The sequence below is a fragment of the Synechococcus sp. W55.2 genome, from assembly GCF_047461635.1.
In the GTDB taxonomy this organism is placed as follows: domain Bacteria; phylum Cyanobacteriota; class Cyanobacteriia; order Thermostichales; family Thermostichaceae; genus Thermostichus.
In genome coordinates this window covers 20,948-37,422 of the sequence record NZ_JANSHM010000005.1, presented here as the reverse complement: position 1 = coordinate 37,422, position 16,475 = coordinate 20,948, and the positions used below count along the sequence as shown (strand labels likewise).

At 60.5% G+C, this 16,475-nt stretch carries 16 protein-coding genes; 7 read left to right on the top strand and 9 right to left on the bottom strand.

From position 1 onward, the window contains the following. The first annotated feature begins 30 nt into the window (after window positions 1-30). The 6 genes from tatC (at window position 31) to NW828_RS02130 (ending at window position 6,557) form a co-directional block, all read left to right on the top strand. Window positions 31-717, top strand: a complete 687-nt coding sequence (tatC, locus tag NW828_RS02155; protein WP_414381157.1) for a twin-arginine translocase subunit TatC — start codon at window positions 31-33, stop codon at window positions 715-717. Continuing rightward, window positions 707-1,321, top strand: a complete 615-nt coding sequence (locus tag NW828_RS02150) for a nucleotidyltransferase family protein (protein WP_414349906.1) — start codon at window positions 707-709, stop codon at window positions 1,319-1,321. Before tatC ends, NW828_RS02150 begins: the two co-directional genes overlap by 11 nt. Further along, entirely contained in the window at window positions 1,308-2,756 is a 1,449-nt protein-coding gene (locus tag NW828_RS02145; protein WP_414381105.1) for an NAD(P)/FAD-dependent oxidoreductase, read from the top strand. Before NW828_RS02150 ends, NW828_RS02145 begins: the two co-directional genes overlap by 14 nt. Before the next feature lie 83 nt (window positions 2,757-2,839). Beyond that, window positions 2,840-3,733: a DUF2993 domain-containing protein gene (locus tag NW828_RS02140; protein ID WP_414381103.1), complete on the top strand. Its 894-nt coding sequence runs from the start codon at window positions 2,840-2,842 to the stop codon at window positions 3,731-3,733. Between the two features lie 224 nt (window positions 3,734-3,957). Further along, window positions 3,958-5,562, top strand: a complete 1,605-nt coding sequence (locus NW828_RS02135; RefSeq protein WP_414381102.1) for a hypothetical protein — start codon at window positions 3,958-3,960, stop codon at window positions 5,560-5,562. A 77-nt stretch (window positions 5,563-5,639) separates the two neighbouring features. Continuing rightward, window positions 5,640-6,557 carry a methylenetetrahydrofolate reductase gene (locus NW828_RS02130; protein ID WP_414381100.1) on the top strand — a complete coding sequence of 306 codons (918 nt, stop codon included), beginning with the start codon at window positions 5,640-5,642 and terminating at the stop codon, window positions 6,555-6,557. On the opposite strand, the gene dapB is transcribed toward NW828_RS02130, so the two are convergent. From dapB to rpsL, 6 genes are all read right to left on the bottom strand, one after another. Then, a complete protein-coding gene (gene dapB, locus NW828_RS02125) occupies window positions 6,554-7,414 on the bottom strand; it encodes a 4-hydroxy-tetrahydrodipicolinate reductase (RefSeq protein ID WP_414381156.1) in 861 nt (286 codons plus the stop codon). The two genes, NW828_RS02130 and dapB, sit on opposite strands and share 4 nt — an antisense overlap. 121 nt (window positions 7,415-7,535) lie before the next feature. Next, window positions 7,536-7,853, bottom strand: a complete 318-nt coding sequence (gene rpsJ, locus NW828_RS02120) for a 30S ribosomal protein S10 (protein ID WP_414328725.1) — start codon at window positions 7,851-7,853, stop codon at window positions 7,536-7,538. Between the two features lie 124 nt (window positions 7,854-7,977). Continuing rightward, on the bottom strand, window positions 7,978-9,207 hold the full coding sequence (gene tuf, locus NW828_RS02115; RefSeq protein WP_414381098.1) for an elongation factor Tu: 1,230 nt from the start codon (window positions 9,205-9,207) through the stop codon (window positions 7,978-7,980). A gap of 31 nt (window positions 9,208-9,238) precedes the next feature. Next, on the bottom strand, window positions 9,239-11,362 hold the full coding sequence (gene fusA / locus NW828_RS02110; protein ID WP_414381096.1) for an elongation factor G: 2,124 nt from the start codon (window positions 11,360-11,362) through the stop codon (window positions 9,239-9,241). 153 nt (window positions 11,363-11,515) lie between these two features. Then, the gene (rpsG, locus tag NW828_RS02105; RefSeq protein WP_011432554.1) at window positions 11,516-11,986 is read right to left on the bottom strand and encodes a 30S ribosomal protein S7; all 471 of its coding nucleotides are present in this window, start codon (window positions 11,984-11,986) and stop codon (window positions 11,516-11,518) included. A gap of 83 nt (window positions 11,987-12,069) precedes the next feature. Beyond that, window positions 12,070-12,477, bottom strand: coding sequence for a 30S ribosomal protein S12 (gene rpsL / locus NW828_RS02100; RefSeq protein ID WP_011432553.1), 408 nt, complete (start codon window positions 12,475-12,477; stop codon window positions 12,070-12,072). A 209-nt stretch (window positions 12,478-12,686) separates the two neighbouring features. Between rpsL and NW828_RS02095 the strand changes: the two genes are divergently transcribed. Next, the gene (locus NW828_RS02095) at window positions 12,687-13,391 is read left to right on the top strand and encodes a ComF family protein (RefSeq protein ID WP_414381094.1); all 705 of its coding nucleotides are present in this window, start codon (window positions 12,687-12,689) and stop codon (window positions 13,389-13,391) included. On the opposite strand, the gene NW828_RS02090 is transcribed toward NW828_RS02095, so the two are convergent. The 3 genes from NW828_RS02090 to NW828_RS02080 form a co-directional block, all read right to left on the bottom strand. Continuing rightward, window positions 13,369-14,394, bottom strand: coding sequence for an HD-GYP domain-containing protein (locus tag NW828_RS02090; protein ID WP_414381092.1), 1,026 nt, complete (start codon window positions 14,392-14,394; stop codon window positions 13,369-13,371). The genes NW828_RS02095 and NW828_RS02090 overlap by 23 nt on opposite strands. A gap of 194 nt (window positions 14,395-14,588) precedes the next feature. After that, entirely contained in the window at window positions 14,589-15,527 is a 939-nt protein-coding gene (locus NW828_RS02085) for a prohibitin family protein (RefSeq protein ID WP_414381090.1), read from the bottom strand. A 40-nt stretch (window positions 15,528-15,567) separates the two neighbouring features. Next, on the bottom strand, window positions 15,568-16,371 hold the full coding sequence (locus tag NW828_RS02080; RefSeq protein ID WP_414381088.1) for a prohibitin family protein: 804 nt from the start codon (window positions 16,369-16,371) through the stop codon (window positions 15,568-15,570). Window positions 16,372-16,475 lie beyond the last annotated feature (104 nt).

The window sequence follows — 16,475 nt, the reverse complement described above, 5'->3', positions numbered from 1 at the left end:
CGGGATCCGGAGTTTCCCTACGAGGTCGAGATGACCTTGATGGAGCACTTGGAAGAGCTGCGCAGCCGCCTGTTGGCCAGCGTGATCGCGGTGGCGATCTGCATCATCGCCTGCTTTGCCGTGGTGAATCGCATTGTCGCCCTGCTGGAGGTGCCCGCGCAGGGGGTTACCTTTTTGCAACTGGCGCCGGGGGAGTATTTTTTCGTTTCTGTGAAGGTGGCGGCCTACTCGGGGCTATTGCTGGCCACACCCTTTTTGCTCTACCAAATTGCCCGCTTCGTCTTGCCGGGGCTGAGCGTGAAGGAGCGCAAGCTGCTGGGGCCGGTGGTGCTGGGATCGAGCCTTCTGTTTGTGGCCGGCTTGGTCTTTGCCTACTATCTCCTCATTCCGGCGGCGCTCAACTTTTTCATTCGCTACGGCGAAGGGGTGGTGGATCAGGCTTGGTCCATCGACCGCTACTTTGAGTTTGTGCTGCTGCTGTTGTTCAGTACCGGCCTGGCCTTTCAGGTGCCGATTTTGCAGGCGCTGCTGGGAGGATTGGGTCTGGTGACTGCCGAGCAGATGTTCAAGGGCTGGCGCTACGTGGTTCTGGGCGCGGTGGTGGCGGGGGCCATTCTCACCCCTTCGACGGATCCCCTCACCCAGAGCCTTTTGGCCGGGGCTGTGACGTTTCTATATTTGTTTGGCATTCTGCTGGTGAAGCTCCTTGGCAAATGAGCCGAAGCTGCATGCGCTGATCTTGGCGGCTGGGTTTTCCACGCGGATGGGAGAGCCGAAAGCCTTTCTGCCCTGGAAAGACGGGCAAACCCTGCTCTCTTACCAGATTTTTCAGTGGCGACAGGCGGGGTTTCAACCCTGGGTGGTGCTGGGATCCCAGCATTTGGCGGCAGCCCAACCCCACTTGGCAGGGGCAGAGGTGCTGGTCAATCCGGCTCCTGAGCTGGGCAAGACCCACTCCATTCGGGTAGGGGTGGAAGGGATCCCTGCCGATTTTCAGGTGCTGGCCATTTCGGCGGTGGATCAGCCGCGCCCGGCGTGGATCTACCACAGCTTGCTGGAGTACCATCTGCGCCATCGCGCTTGGGTTACTGTGCCGGTGCATCGAGGGCGACGGGGGCACCCTACCCTGATCGACAGGCGCTTGCGGGAAAAGCTGTTGGATCTCCGAGAAGAAACCCTGGGCCTGCGCCGGTTGTTGCAGGATCTGGGCAGGCGGGTACAGGAGGTGGAGCTCTACACTCCTGAGATCTTCCTGGACTGCAATACCCCTGCCGATATGGAGGCCGCTGCTGCCGGTTGCGACAGCGTTGCCCAGGAGTGAGGGGATCCCCTTCAGCACTTGTCCTGCGACCGGTCGCCTCAGCGGTACCGAGCACTTCGGCGTTGCCCAGCAAGATGTTCTTCCCATTGCTCGTATGAGAAAGGGCCTTTATCCTGCCAGCACCTACGATCCTGCCTGCCCGGTCGGCAGCTACTGGGACAGCACGATAGCAGATCCCGGTTGGCGGCATCCGGCACCTTTGCAAGCGCAGGTGGGCGCGGAGGTGGTCATTGTGGGGGGAGGATTGACGGGGCTATCGACGGCTCTGCACCTGGCCCGCGACCATGGCATTTCTGCCTGCCTGCTGGAGGCGGGATCCCTGGGTTGGGGGGCCTCGGGGCGCAATGGCGGCTTTTGCGGGGTGGGGGCGAGCCACCTCACCCACGCCCAGATGGTGCGGCGGGTGGGCCTGGCAGAGACAGAGCGCTACTACCGGGATCAATGGCAGGCAGTGGAAACCGTTCGGGAGCTGGCGGCCAGCGAGGGCTTCTCCCTAGAGGCTCAGGGACAGGGCTGCTATGCAGTGGCCCATCGTCCACAGGCATGGTCGGAATTGGAGGCCGAGTACCTGATCTATACTCAGGTGGCGGGCTACCCGGCCCAGCTCCTCAACCCCAAAGAGCTGCGGGAACGCGGCTTCAACAGCCAAGAGAACCACGGCGCTTTGCACATTGGGGTGGGGTTTGGCCTCAACCCCCTCAAGCTCACCCAAGGACTGGCCCAAGCGGCCCACCGGTGGGGGGCGAAGCTGTACAGCGGCAGTCCGGTCACGGCCTGGGAAAAGGTGGGATCCCAACACTGCTGCCACACGCCAGGGGGAACGGTGCGCGCTCGACACTTGGTCATCGCCACCAACGGCTACACCCCAGAGGCCCTGTATCCCCAACTGGCGGGATCCCTGCTGCCGGCACTGTCCAACATCCTGGTCACCCGACCTCTGACGCCTCAGGAGCAGAAAGCGCAAGGGTGGTGGGATCCGACGCCGCTCTACGACATGCGGCGGCTGCTGTTCTATTACCGTCTGCTGCCGGATGGGCGCCTGCTGTTTGGGGGACGGGGTGGCACCCGCGATACCCCGACGGAGCGACGGCAGTTGCGCACTTGGATGACTCGACAGCTCTATCGTCTTTTCCCCGCCTGGGAAGGGGTGGAGATCGAGTACGCCTGGAATGGACTGGTCTGCCTTTCTCGACAGTTTCACCCCCACATCGGCCCTTCGCCGGCGGATCCCAGCCTGTGGTACGGCTTGGCCTATCACGGCAGCGGTGTGGCCACAGCAGTGTGGGCGGGCAAAATGCTGGCCCAGGAGATTGCCGGGATCCCTTCTCAGATGAGCGCTCTGTTTCGCCAGCCGCCCCGCGCTTTCCCTTTGCCCTGGCTACGGCTTCACTACCTGCGGCTGGGGTATCTTTGGTGGCAGTTGACGGATGGATAGCCTCTCCAAGTGTGCGGGGGATCCCTCTGTTCGGCAGAGAAGTCCTGCCCTAGTCTGGTTGTAGTTCGGGTGGAAACCATCGCTTGTCGTTGCTCCTGAGGTATCCAGTGCTGCTCACGTCTTGCCATCGGCCTGCTCCAGATCCGTCTCCTCTCGAAGCCCAATCGGCAGCCTGTCGCCGCCAACGGCTTTCGCAAGCGGGGCAGCGGCTGGGGTTTGCTCTGCTGCTCAGCCTACCCACCATGTTTTGGCCTTGGCCCCCCGGATTTGCCCAGATTGCCGGATCCCTTCTCAGCCCCTTGGTGGCCGCTTGGATCCGTTCTGAGGTGCAGAGGGTCGATAACCTGCAAGTGCAAATTGTCGGCTCTGACGCCCAGATTTTGAATGGGCAGATCCCTCAGGCCCAGGTGTCGGGAGACAACCTCAGCTATCAAGGCTTTCAGGTCAGCCATCTGCGGCTGCAGGGCCAGGATATTCGCCTCAATGTGGGCGAAGCCATCCAGGGACGGAGCCCGCTGCGGCTATTGGCCCCTGTGCCGGTGCAGGTGAGCTTGCGCCTCACCGAGGAAGACCTGAACCGCACCCTTCAGGCTCCCCTCATCCAAGCCCAACTGGCCCAGGCCCAGGTGCAGTTGCCCGTTGGGGGCCAAGTGGTGCCCTTTCTCATCCGCCAGCCTCAGGTCACGCTGGAACAGGGTCGGCTGCGCATCCAGGCCAACTTAACCACTCCGGAAGGGGTGGGAGCGCCGGTGACGGTGCTGACCGGCCTAGAAGCCCAAGGCCCCAACCGGTTGCGGCTGGTCAATCCCCTTTGGGTGAGCGAAGGCCAAGAGATCCCCATCCCTGGCCTGGCCGATTTCCCCATTCAGTTGGATCCGGGCGTGCGCATTGACCGCTTGGAGGTGCAGCCCGGCCAAATCCTCTACGAAGGGATCCTGACCATTTACCCAGAAGTCGCAACCGTGCCGCAGGGATAGTTCGCCTGGGCAGGACGGAGACCTTTCCCGTTCAGCAATGGGTGTGATCGGGATCAATCTCAAAGGATGTGCCTCTGGGCGAGGATCCCTCTAGCAACCGGAGGGAAAGGGATCTTGCTGGCCGTTTGCGTTGGTGCCCCGTCGGGAACCGCACCGTCCACAAGACGAGAGCGGCATCGACTCCCTTCGGTAGCCGGGCAGGAGTGGTGTATTGAGGTGAGATCATGATCCAGCCATCCAACTGCAAACTCGACCCCTGGGTCGCGGTAGCGGTGCGGAGCACTTGCGGCTGGGCGCTGCTGCTGATTTTGTCGGTTGGTTTTTTGGGGGGCTGTGCTGGCGACCCGGTTTCCACGGTGCCTCTGGACGGCACGGCTGCCGGCACCCGCACGGCCACTCCCGAAGGCCGATCCTTTTCCGATATTCAGCCTGGTCGGGAGCCCCGTCTGAAACACCTTTGGGCCAGCTTTGTCATCAGCCCCCAGCAATTGCAATCTGCCCGCGAGGCTTCTGTCTCTCTCCATCCGCAGGCCATTTTTCCCTGCACCGACTGCGAAAGCCTCCGATGGCAGCCGGGATCCCCGCCCCCCACTGCTTCCCCCGCTCCAGGCACCTACCGATCTGACCAGCTCACCTTCTCCTTCCGGGTTGAGCCCAATGAGACGTCCACCCGCCTCAGGGGTAGCTTTCACCTGGATACCACCACGCCTCTGATTCACCCCGGCGCAGGGGTGCGCTTGGTAATCCAACGGGCTTTCTGGGGGGAAGACCCGCTGGAACCGCTGCCACCTCCCCAGGACTTTCACCCTCAGCAGATCATCCGAGGCCAGTTCCAGGAGCGCAGTTGGATCCTCCCTTTCTCCCTGCCGCATCCCCCTGCCGGTGAGGTCTTGCCGCCGCTGCGGCTGGAGGTTGTTCTCACCTCGCCAATCCCACCCGATTCCGCCCCCTTTCTGCGGGGTAGGCCGCTGCCGCCACCTCCGGGTCGGCTGTATCACGGGGTCGCTTGGCCGGGCATTCCCACTTGGGATCAACTCCTCGCCTATCGCCAGGCTATCGGTCAACCCCCCGCCTGGGCAGCCGTGGATCACCTCTGGGATCCCCGCCAGGACTTTCCACAGCAGTTGGCCAGTCGCCTGCGGGAAAGCGGCTCAGTCCCCTACCTGCGCCTGCGGCTAGATCCAGCCCAACTTTCTGCCTTGGCCAATGGGGATCACGATGAGACCTTGCGCTCTTGGGCCCGCGGGATCCAGCGCTTTGCCACCCCCATCATCCTGGCCGTCGTTGTTGGCGACGGGGATCCCGAACGCGCTCGCGGTAGCGGTGGGGAGCCCTTTGGTGGGACGGAGTCCTCGCTGCAACAACGGGCTTACCAACACCTGATGCAAACCCTGCGCTCTGTTCGCGTTAGCGGGACGGAGTCCCCGGCCAATTTGCTCTGGGTGGTGGAGCTGGACGGAGAAGATGCCAAGGCCGTGTCCACCTGGGCTCGGTTCCCTGAGATGGACTGGCTGAGCCTACAGGTAACGGGGGATCCCGCCGCTTTTGAACCGCTGTACCGCCGCCTTGAGGCCCTCAACCCGGAAGTGCCTGTGGTGATCCGCGGGCCGGCTCCGGGCTCAGCAACCTCTCAACCGCTGCTGGAAGGTCTGGAGGCGCAGCGCTGGCCTCAGGTGATCGGCTGGAGCTGGACTTTAAGCCCGGACGGGATCCCTCCTGCAGCAGCACAGGATTGGCGGCAGCATCTGCAACAGGGGGATCCCAAGATATGGCTGGGGGAAATGCGGGTGCAACTCCCGCCCAGCCCCCTTCCCTCGCCCAAGCTCTGAGAAAGGGCGCCCTGTCTGGAAAAACCTCCCGGAAAAGTCGATAATAAGCCAGCCGTTTTACCTTTCCTTCAGGAATTGTGGCCCTGATCCCCTCATCACCTCCCCTGTCCCGCTTCGCCCAGGCCATCCAGCAGGGGGAATTTCTGCTCACCGCCGAGATTACCCCCCCCAAGGGATCCGACACCAGCACCCTGCTGTCTCTGGCCCAGCAGCTCAAGGGGCGGGTGCATGCCATCAACATCACGGACTCCAACCGAGCCATGGCCCGCATGAGCCCGTTGGCGGCCTCGGTGCTGTTGCATCAGGCGGGTGTTGAACCGATCCTGCAGTTGGCCTGTCGAGATCGCAACCGTCTGGCCCTGCAAGGGGATCTGTTGGGGGCCTCAGCCCTTGGCCTGCGCAATGTGTTGGCCCTCACCGGGGATCCCATCCACATCGGCGATTGCCCCGATGCCCGCGCCGTGTTCGATCTGGAATCGGTGCGCCTGCTGCAGCTTATCCAACGGCTGAACAACGGCCTCGATTGCAATGGCAAACCTCTCCCGGATGGGGGCACGCATCTGTTGGCAGGGGCAGCGGTGGAACCCCAATCGGGCAGCTTTTCCGGCCTGGAGCGGCGCTTCCACCGCAAGCTGGAAAACGGGGCCCAATTTTTCCAGAGCCAGATGGTTACCGACTTTGAGCAGCTGGAGCGCTTCATGGATAAGTTGGGCCGTCCCGCCGGCAAGCCCATTTTGGCCGGCATCTTTTTGCTCAAATCGGCCAAAAATGCCGAGTTTATCAACCGCAACCTGCCAGGAGTGAAGATCCCAGACGGGATTATCCAGCGGCTGGCCAACGCCGCCCACCCCCTCGAAGAAGGGATCCGCATTGCCGCCGAACAGGTGCGGCAGGCCCGCCAAATCTGCCACGGGGTGCATCTGATGGCCGTCAAAGCCGAGCACCTCATCCCCCGCATCCTGGATGAGGCCGGGATCCCTCCCCTGACCCACTAGCTCAAGACCTGCTCCAGCCCGTAGACCAAACCTTGAAGCTGCAGCACCTTGCGGATCCCCAGGATCACCCCCGGCATAAAAGCTATCCGATCGGTGGTGTCGTGTCTCAAGGTGAGGGTTTGCCCCATCCCACCAAAGATGACCTCCTGGTGGGCAATCAACCCCGGCAGACGAACGCTGTGAATGGGAATGTTGGGGCCAGAGAGCCCTCCCCGCGCACCGGGGATCAGCTCTTTTTCTTCCACTGAGGACTCCGTCCCGCTGTCGCGAACGGGCGGGTTAAAGGTTTTGCCCAATTGTCCCAGCCGTTGGGCCGTCTGCAGAGCCGTGCCGCTGGGGGCATCCGCTTTGCGGTTGTGGTGCAGCTCGATGATCTCGACATGGTCAAAATACTGGGCCGCCTGCAGCGCCATCTGCTGCAGCAAAATCATGCCGATGGCGAAATTGGGCGCGATTAAACAGCCCACACCCGACTTGTCCGCCAGATCCCGCAGCCGCTCCACCTGCTCCGGCGTCAGGCCCGTCGTCCCCACCACCGGGCGTACGCCAAAGGCAATGGCCGAGCGAACATGTTCAAAGGCCGACCGAGGATGGGTAAAATCCACCATCACGCCGCGGTTGCTGCGCTGCGACAACCTCAGCAACTGCCCCGGCAGGTCGTCGGTAATCTCCACCCTCAGGGATCCCAGGCCCAGCACCTCGCCAATGTCCGAGCCCAATTGCGAGCGGGCCACCGCCCCCACCAGGGTCATGTCGGGCGTCTGGGCAACGGCTCGCACCACCTCTCGCCCCATTTTGCCCAGGGCACCCACCACCAAAACCGGGATGGGGGATTGGGCCGCTCCTGGAGTTGCCAACCCCTGAGAGGGGTCTGCACCACTATCGCGATCGACCGGATCAACCGATGTTGTCACCCGCTGCTGCCCTCATCCAAGCTCTACGAAATGACTGCGAAAGCGGGGGATCCCTGCAGATCCATCACAGCTTCACCTCGATATCTACCCCTGCCGGCAGATCCAGCTTCATGAGAGCATCGATGGTTTTGGAAGAGGGGGAATAGATGTCGATAATGCGCCGGTGGGTGCGGGTTTCAAAATGTTCCCGCGAGTCCTTGTCGGTGTGGGGGGAGCGCAGCACACAGTAGATGCGGCGCCGAGTAGGCAAAGGAATCGGGCCAACCGGCACGGCGTCGGTACGACGAGCCGTATCCACGATTTTGTCGCAGGAAGTATCCAGCAGCCGATGATCGTAAGCCTTCAGGCGGATACGAATTTTCTGTTGAGTCAAGGTAGGCATGGCCGGAGAGCAATCCAGAAAAAGGGGGACTCAAAAAAGCTGGCAGGGAAAGTGCTCCGCGCCACTATCGCAACTGAGTTGGTCTGGGGCCGTCGGCACTCAATCCCTGCCAGGAAAAAGCAGCTTACTTCAGGATCTTGGAGACAACACCCGCTCCGATAGTACGGCCACCCTCGCGGATAGCAAAGCGCATCCCCTGCTCAATGGCGATGGGCTGGATCAGCTCCACCGTCATCTTAACGCGGTCACCAGGCATCACCATCTCTGGCTGGGATCCGTCATCAGCCGTGAAGGAAGAGATGGTGCCGGTTACATCGGTGGTGCGCACATAGAACTGAGGACGATAGCCGGCAAAGAAGGGCGTGTGGCGACCTCCCTCCTCTTTCTTGAGGACATACACCTCAGACTCGAAGTTGGTGTGGGGAGTAATGGTCTTGGGCTTGGCCAGCACCATGCCACGCTCCACTTCGTTCTTCTGAATGCCGCGCAACAGCACACCAACGTTGTCGCCGGCGATCCCCTCATCGAGGGTTTTTTGGAACATTTCCAGGCCAGTAACAGTGGTGGAGCGAGTTTCCCGCAGGCCCACCAATTCCACCGTTTCGCCCACTTTGATGCGGCCCCGCTCGATCCGGCCCGTGGCCACCGTGCCCCGACCAGTAATCGAGAAGACATCCTCCACAGCCATCAGGAAGGGCTTGTCCACATCCCGCTCAGGCGTGGGAATGTAGGAGTCCACCGCATCCATCAGCTCATAAATTTTGTCCACCCAAGGATCTTCGCCCCGCTGGGTTTTGGGGTTGGCGGTCATTCTTTCTAGGGCTTTCAGCGCCGATCCTCTGATGATGGGAACGTCGTCGCCGGGGAAGTCGTATTTGGAGAGAAGCTCCCGCACTTCCAGCTCCACCAACTCCAGCAGCTCTGGATCGTCCACCATGTCTGCCTTGTTCAGAAAGACCACCAAGCTGGGCACCCCTACCTGACGGGCCAACAGGATGTGTTCCCGTGTTTGGGGCATGGGACCATCAGCTGCAGACACCACCAAGATGGCCCCATCCATCTGAGCCGCGCCTGTGATCATGTTCTTCACGTAGTCGGCGTGGCCGGGACAATCCACGTGGGCGTAGTGACGGTTGGCAGTCTGATACTCGACGTGGGCGGTGTTGATGGTAATGCCGCGAGCTTTTTCCTCTGGCGCTGCGTCGATCTCATCGTACCTTTTGGCTGTGGCCTGACCCAAAGCAGCCAAGGTGGTGGTGATGGCAGACGTCAGGGTGGTCTTGCCGTGGTCAACATGGCCGATGGTGCCAACGTTGACATGGGGTTTGGTGCGTTCAAACTTAGCGCGTGCCATGAATCATCACTTCCTTTTTGGTTTCAGTCAGCTACTCATTTCCTTTGTTTTTGGCAATGATGGCTTCGGCGATACTGCGAGGAACTTCCTCGTAGTGGCTGAACTCCATCGTGAAGGTGCCTCGACCCTGGGTCTTGGAGCGAATGTCGGTGGCATAGCCAAACATCTCCGCCAAGGGAACTTTGGCATTGACTTTGGTAATGCCGCCTTCTGTATTCATCCCCTCCATCTGGCCGCGGCGGGCGTTGATGTCCCCGATGACATCCCCCACAAAGGCTTCAGGGACTTCCACCTCGACCTTCATCATCGGCTCCAGCAGGGTAGGGCTTGCCCTGCGAGCGGCCTCCTTCAGAGCCATCGAACCGGCGATCTTGAAGGCCATTTCGCTGGAGTCCACCTCGTGGTAGGAGCCATCCACCAGGGTGGCGCGGATGTCAATCAGGGGATAGCCCGCTAGCACACCGGATTCGCAGGCTTCTCGGATCCCTTGCTCGGCTGGCCCAATGTATTCTTTGGGCACAACGCCACCCACAATCTTGGAAACGAACTCAAATCCTGTACCTGGCTCCGCCGGCTCTAGGTCGATAACCACATGGCCGTACTGGCCGCGGCCACCACTCTGGCGAACAAACTTGCCTTCCACGCGGCTAACCGGCTTGCGAATGGTTTCGCGGTAGGCCACCTGTGGGTTACCAACATTGGCTTCTACGTTGAACTCCCGCAGCATCCGATCCACCAAGATCTCCAGGTGCAGCTCGCCCATCCCAGAGATGATGGTTTGATTGGTCTCGGGATCCACAGACACGCGGAAGGTGGGATCCTCCTTGGCCAGGGCCTGCAGGGCCTTGGAGAGCTTATCGATATCGGCTTTGGTTTTGGGTTCTACCGCTACTGAGATCACCGGCTCTGGGATAAACAGAGACTCCAGGATCACCGGCGCATTTTCGTCGCAGAGGGTGTCTCCGGTGATGGTGTCCTTGAGGCCCACCACAGCTCCCAGATCTCCTGCCCGCAGCTCATCCACGTCCAAGCGTTCATCGGCCTTCAGCACCACCAACCGCGAAATTCGCTCCTTCTTGTTCTTGGTGGAGTTGAGCACATAAGTACCTTTGGTCAACACCCCCGAGTAGACGCGAATAAAGGTGAGATCCCCGTACTTATCACTCATCAACTTGAAGGCCAGGGCGGAGAAGGGCTCATCGTCGCTGGCACGGCGGGACACTTCTGAGCCATCTGGCAGCACCCCCTTGATGGCCGGAATATCCACAGGCGAGGGCAGGTAATCCACCACCGCATCCAGCAGCATCTGGACTCCCTTGTTCTTGAAGGCAGAGCCACACAGCATGGGCACAATTTGGCCGCTGATCGTGCCTTTGCGCAGACCCGCCATCAAGTCGGCTTCGCTCAGATCTTCTTCGGCGAAGTACTTTTCCATCAGAGCTTCGTCCGTCTCGGCCACTGCTTCCACCAGCTTGGCCCGATACTCTGCCACGAGATCTTTCATCTCCTCAGGGATGGGGGCCGGACGAATGTCTTTGCCGATCTCATCCATATAAATGCGGGCTTGCATCCGCACCAAGTCAACAATGCCGCAAAACCCGTCTTCGGCACCGATGGGCAGTTGGATGGGCACAGCATTGGCCTTGAGGCGCTCCCGGATCTGGTTGTAAACCTTGAGGAAATTGGCCCCCATGCGATCCATTTTGTTGACGAAGGCAATGCGGGGCACATTGTAACGATTGGCTTGCCGCCAGACGGTCTCAGACTGAGGCTGCACGCCGCCCACCGAGTCAAAGACGGCGATCACCCCATCCAGCACCCGCATGGAGCGCTCAACTTCAATGGTGAAATCGACGTGCCCAGGAGTATCGATGATGTTGATGGTGTACTCCGGTGCGCCGGAGAGGGGCTGGGAAGGATTTGCGGGATCCCGCTTAGTCCAACGGGTGGTGATGGCCGCAGCGGTGATGGTGATGCCCCGCTCCCGCTCCTGGGCCATCCAATCGGTGACCGCAGTTCCGTCGTGAACTTCGCCAATTTTGTGCACCAGACCGGAGTAGAAGAGAATCCGCTCTGTGGTCGTGGTCTTGCCAGCATCGATGTGAGCCGCGATGCCGATGTTTCGGACTCGTTCTAGGGGAACTGTGCGTGCCACGTCAACCTCCCAATCCTCGTCGCCCTGCGACTTGGGCAAACTAAAAAATCCTTTACAATTCTAATCTTTTTTGCCGATTTTTCTCCACCTCGCTGGAACTCGGGCTGGGCAGAACAGGGATCCCAAAAGTCTCCACTGCCCCGCCAGGCTAGTTCAGTAGCGGTAGTGGGCAAAGGCCTTGTTGGCCTCGGCCATGCGATGCACCTCTTCCCGCCGTCGAATGGCGCTGCCGGTTTCGTTGGCTGCATCGATCAGCTCATTGGCCAACTTGGCGGCCATGGTGCGACCTGGACGAGTGCGCGAAAAGGTCACCAACCAGCGCAGCGCTAGGGAAGTGCCCCGTTCTCCTCTCACCTCCACAGGCACCTGATAAGTGGCTCCGCCCACCCGGCGGGCTTTCACCTCCACCAGTGGGGTGGCGTTGCGAACAGCATTTTCCAGCAAGGGCAGTGGGTCTTGGCCAGTGCGCTCCCGCACAATGTCCAGAGCTTCATAGAGGATCCTGGCAGCCAGGGATGCCTTACCCCTCATCATCAACTTGCGGATCAGCATGGTAACCAGACGGCTCCCATACTTGGGATCCGGGGGCACATCACGACGAGGGGCACGGTTGCGGCGAGACATAGGAGCTGGGTTGCTTGTTCAGATGGGGATGGCAGAAAGAAAGATGACGAGTGGGATATGGAGGGTTGAGGGTGAGGGCAAAGCTATTTTTTCTTGCCAGCGGCGGCTGGAGCTTGGCCCGGCTTGGGCCGTTTCGCCCCGTATTTGGAGCGGCCTTGTTTGCGGTCTTTGACCCCTGCAGCGTCGAGGGTGCCCCGGATAATGTGGTAACGCACGCCGGGCAAATCCTTAACCCGCCCACCGCGAATCATGACCACAGAGTGCTCCTGCAGGTTGTGGCCGATGCCGGGAATGTAAGCGGTGACCTCAAAGCCAGAGGTGAGGCGAACGCGAGCCACTTTTCGCAGCGCTGAGTTGGGCTTTTTGGGCGTTGTCGTGTACACTCGGGTGCAAACCCCCCGCCGCTGTGGACAAGCCTTCAGGGCAGGGGACTTGGTCTTGCGAGCGGCAACGCTGCGCTCCTCACGGATCAGTTGCTGAATGGTGGGCATGGGCTGGCAGAGAAGGTCACGGCTCAAATTTTAAATTATCCGGTTGAATTATCCGGCGATATTGAATCCTAGCAAGGCGGGATCCCAGCGTCAACTTGGGGATGGACTGCTGGGCTGTTAGCCTGGCCGAGTCTGAATTTCGGCCTCGTTCCCCCCTTGCCTCAGCTTTTTAGGAGACTCTGCACACCAGAAAGGATCCCTAGCAGACGATGGGCTGGTTAGATTGGTGGATTGTGCCTCCATGTCCGCTTTGCCGGCGCCCTGCCAAGGCCGTGTTCTGTCAAGACTGTCAAAGGCGGTTGCAGGCGGAACGCCTCGCCACCTGGCCAGTCACCACTGATCCTTGGCCGCTTTATGCTTGGGGGATCCACCGGGGGGCGCTGCGCAGGGCCATCTACTGCCTGAAGTACGAAGGACAACGGCGCATTGGCTCGGTTTTGGGAGAATGGCTGGGATCCCGCTGGGTGGAAAGCCGACAGCCGTCTTCAGGCTCCCGTAGGGCCTATGGCTTGGACTATACGGTGGTGCCCATCCCGCTTCATGCGGAGCGCCTGCGGCAACGGGGCTACAACCAAGCCGCCTTGATCAGCCAAGCCTTTTGCCAGCGGACAGGTCTGAGACATTGGCCTGAGGCTCTGGTGCGGGTGCGGGCCACAGCGGCTCAACATGAGCTCAACCCGCTGCAACGACAGCACAACTTGGCCGGGGCCTTTGCCCTGAAACATGCTCCAGCCACACCGGTTCTTCTGGTGGACGACATCTACACCACCGGCTCTACCGTTCAAGCCGCCCAGCAGGTGTTGGCCGCTGCCGGGATCCGTGTAGCCGGGGTAATCGTTGCCGCTCAAACCCCAAAAGCCGCCTCTCCAGACTGGCCCGGCCCTCCAGACCCTATCCCGCCTCCACCAAATTAAAGGCGGTGACAAACATAAAGTCACAAAACTCGCGCACCAAGTTCGGATCCCGCCAGCCCTTGCGGGTTTCCTCCCGCAGCACTTCCAGGGCCTGTTCGGCGGTCAGGGCCGGTTTGTAGGGGCGAGGAGAGGTCAGAGCGTCGAAAATGTCGATCACCTGAAAGACGCGGGCCAACAGGGGAATCTCTTCGCCTGCCAGCCCATCCGGGTAGCCGCTGCCATCCCAACGCTCGTGGTGGTGGCGGATGATCGGCAGCACATCCTGCATGGTGCGCAAGCCCCGACAAATGTCTTCGCCGATCAACACATGGGATTTCATGATCTCCCATTCTTCCGGGGTATGCTTGCCCTGCTTGCACAAAATCGCATCCGGGATCCCGACTTTGCCGATGTCGTGCAGGTAGCCGCCCCAGCGCAGGGCCTTGATCTGTTGACGAGACAGCCCCAAGTAACGGCCAAACTGTTCCCCCATGGCCACCAAGCGTTCGCAATGGTCACCCGTGGTGGGATCCCGACTTTCCACGGCGCGGGCAATGGCAAACAACACCTTGGCGGCGTGATCCAGGTCTTCGTTCAAACGCTTTTGGTGGATGGATGAGCGTACCCGCGCCAGCAGCTCCACGTGATCGAAGGGCTTGGTCAAAATGTCGTCGGCCCCCACCTGCATCCCCATCAGGCGATTGGAGCGGTCGGTCAGGGCAGTGATCAGCACAACGGGGATCAGGCGGGTCAGCTCATTGGCCTTCAGTTGCCGGCAGACATCGAACCCGCTCATGTTCGGCATCAGCACATCCAACAGCACCAAGTCTGGTCGAAGCCGCTCCACAGCCTCCAAAGCCTCTTCGCCGTTGGTGGCCTCGCTCACGCGGAAGTGGGCCGACCGCAACAGCTCACCGATGTAGAGGCGGCTGCTGGCCTGATCGTCCACCACCAAAACATGATCCGCCTCCGCCAGCTTCGGGTTTAGACGGGGAAAGGGGGTGTGAGTCAGGCGGGAGTTCATGGCGGCCAAAATCTAGTCTTGCATCGAGTACGAGCTTTCCTCCTCAGCCGGATTCGGCGCAACCCCACAGGGGATCCCAGTCCAAACACTTGGCCGTAGGATGCCAACAAACTCAAACGGCATCCCTCAGCCCTCGTATCTAGACACACTCTACACCCAGGTTTTTAAGACTGTACTCCGCAACTTTGCTGAACCTACTGCGCTCTTTGTAAGGCTGCCTGATGGGGATCCACATTGAGAAACACGGTGGCATCGCCCTCGACACGGATGATGCGCAAAGGGGGCAGCGAGTCCGTCGGGTTTTGGATGCGCTCTTGCAGCTTCTCGTAGAACAGCAGATCCGCCAGTTGCGCGTTCTGCGCTGCCGCTTGTCCTTTCAGCTCAATGGCCCGCTGGTTGGCCGCCGCCAAGATCAGCAGCCGCTCGGTCTCTTTTTCCTGAATTTGCGCCCGCACTGCCGCCGTTTGTGCTGTAATCGAGGCCACCTGTTTGCGTTCAATCGAGTCTCTTAAGGCTTGTGGGAAATCGGGGTTGCCCAGAAACAGGCCCTCCACCTGCACCAGAGGCAGGGTTTGGCCATCGCGGTTGACAGTAGGCATCTCTTGGCGAATCAAGTCCAGCGCTCGTTGTTCGATGGCAGCCCGCTGGCTTTTCCGGTAAAAGTCTTCCGAATCGAAAGAGGCGGAGATATCCCGGATTTTGGAGCGCACCACCGGCACCACCACCGTGGAAAGATAGTTCTCGCCGATGTTGGCGTGCAGCTCGTCCAAAGTGGCGAGGTTGGGCTTGAGGGCAATGGCCACATCGATGGCAAAGGCTTGTCCATCGGCGGTGTTCACGGTGATGGCGTTGCTGATGGCATTGGCCGAGGCAGGGTCGTTGGTAAACTCCCAAACGCGGGTGAGCACGGTGTAGGTGATCGGCGTCTCGATCCCCGGGATCCGGAAGATGACCCCCGGCAGTTCCACCCGCCCCTTTTGCAGCCCGGAAAAGGTATTGAAAACTACAGTGGCATGTCCGGGCAAAGTGACGTACAGGCAAGCGCGGAGCACTCCCAGGGCCGCCAAGACGGCGATCCCTCCTACGGTTAACCAACCCACTCTGCTTTGGGGTGCTTCTCCTGTTGGATACATGGCGGCTCCTCGTGGAAAGAGGATGAAAAAGTGCTGGTTGCTATTTGGTAACCAGAGTTTCCAGGCTGGACCCCAGTACTGTGGCTTTCACCACCTCTAGGTACTTTGGATTCTGGGTGAGGGCCTGTGCTTTGGCTCGCAATTGACCGGCTTCCGCCTCCGCTTGAGAAATGATGGCGCGGGCATCTTGGCGGGCCTGCTCGATCTCGAACTGCTTTTGCGCCAGTTGATTTTCAGCAATGGTTTTTGCCTCAATGGCCGCTACGAAATCAGGATCGAAATCCACATCCCGCAGCAGAAAATCCAAAACCTCGATGCCGTATTCCTTCAGCAGAAGAGCCACCCGTTCGCGGATTTGGCCCTGGAGCAGCGGACGCTCGGTAGAATACAGAGCCTGGGCAGAAAAGCCGCTGGTCTCATTCAGAATGACCGACCGGACGATGGGGGCGATGCGATCCAGGTAATTTTCCCCCAGTTGCGTATAGACCTTGGGGGCGTCCACAATGCGAAACTGCAGCGTCGCCTCAGCCGCAATCTGCTGCCCATCCTGAGAAAGGGCCACCAGCCGCGGTGCGTAGGCGGTCGGGTCGTTGTCCTTCCAGGTGAGGGCCTGCGTTTTTACATCGAAGGTAACCGTGCGCGAGACAAAAGGCGGCACCCAATGCAGACCTGGCTGCAAAGCCATCGGGCTCACCCCCCCTCCCCAGGTGAACACCACCATATTTTCTCCGTTGCCCACCAGTCGCAGCGGCCTGCCCATCGCCACTAGGATCAATACGGCTCCGGCAAGGGTGGCCTTGGGCAACCAGCGACCAACTCGCCTTTCCCAACCTTCTGCTCGCATCTCCCCATCTCCTGCGCATGCAGCCATTCTCGCGGCTGTGGGGAAATGAGGCCGAGAAATCGCCGCTATCTTTTAAGCCTTCTACAGGGATCCCTGTCTTTCTC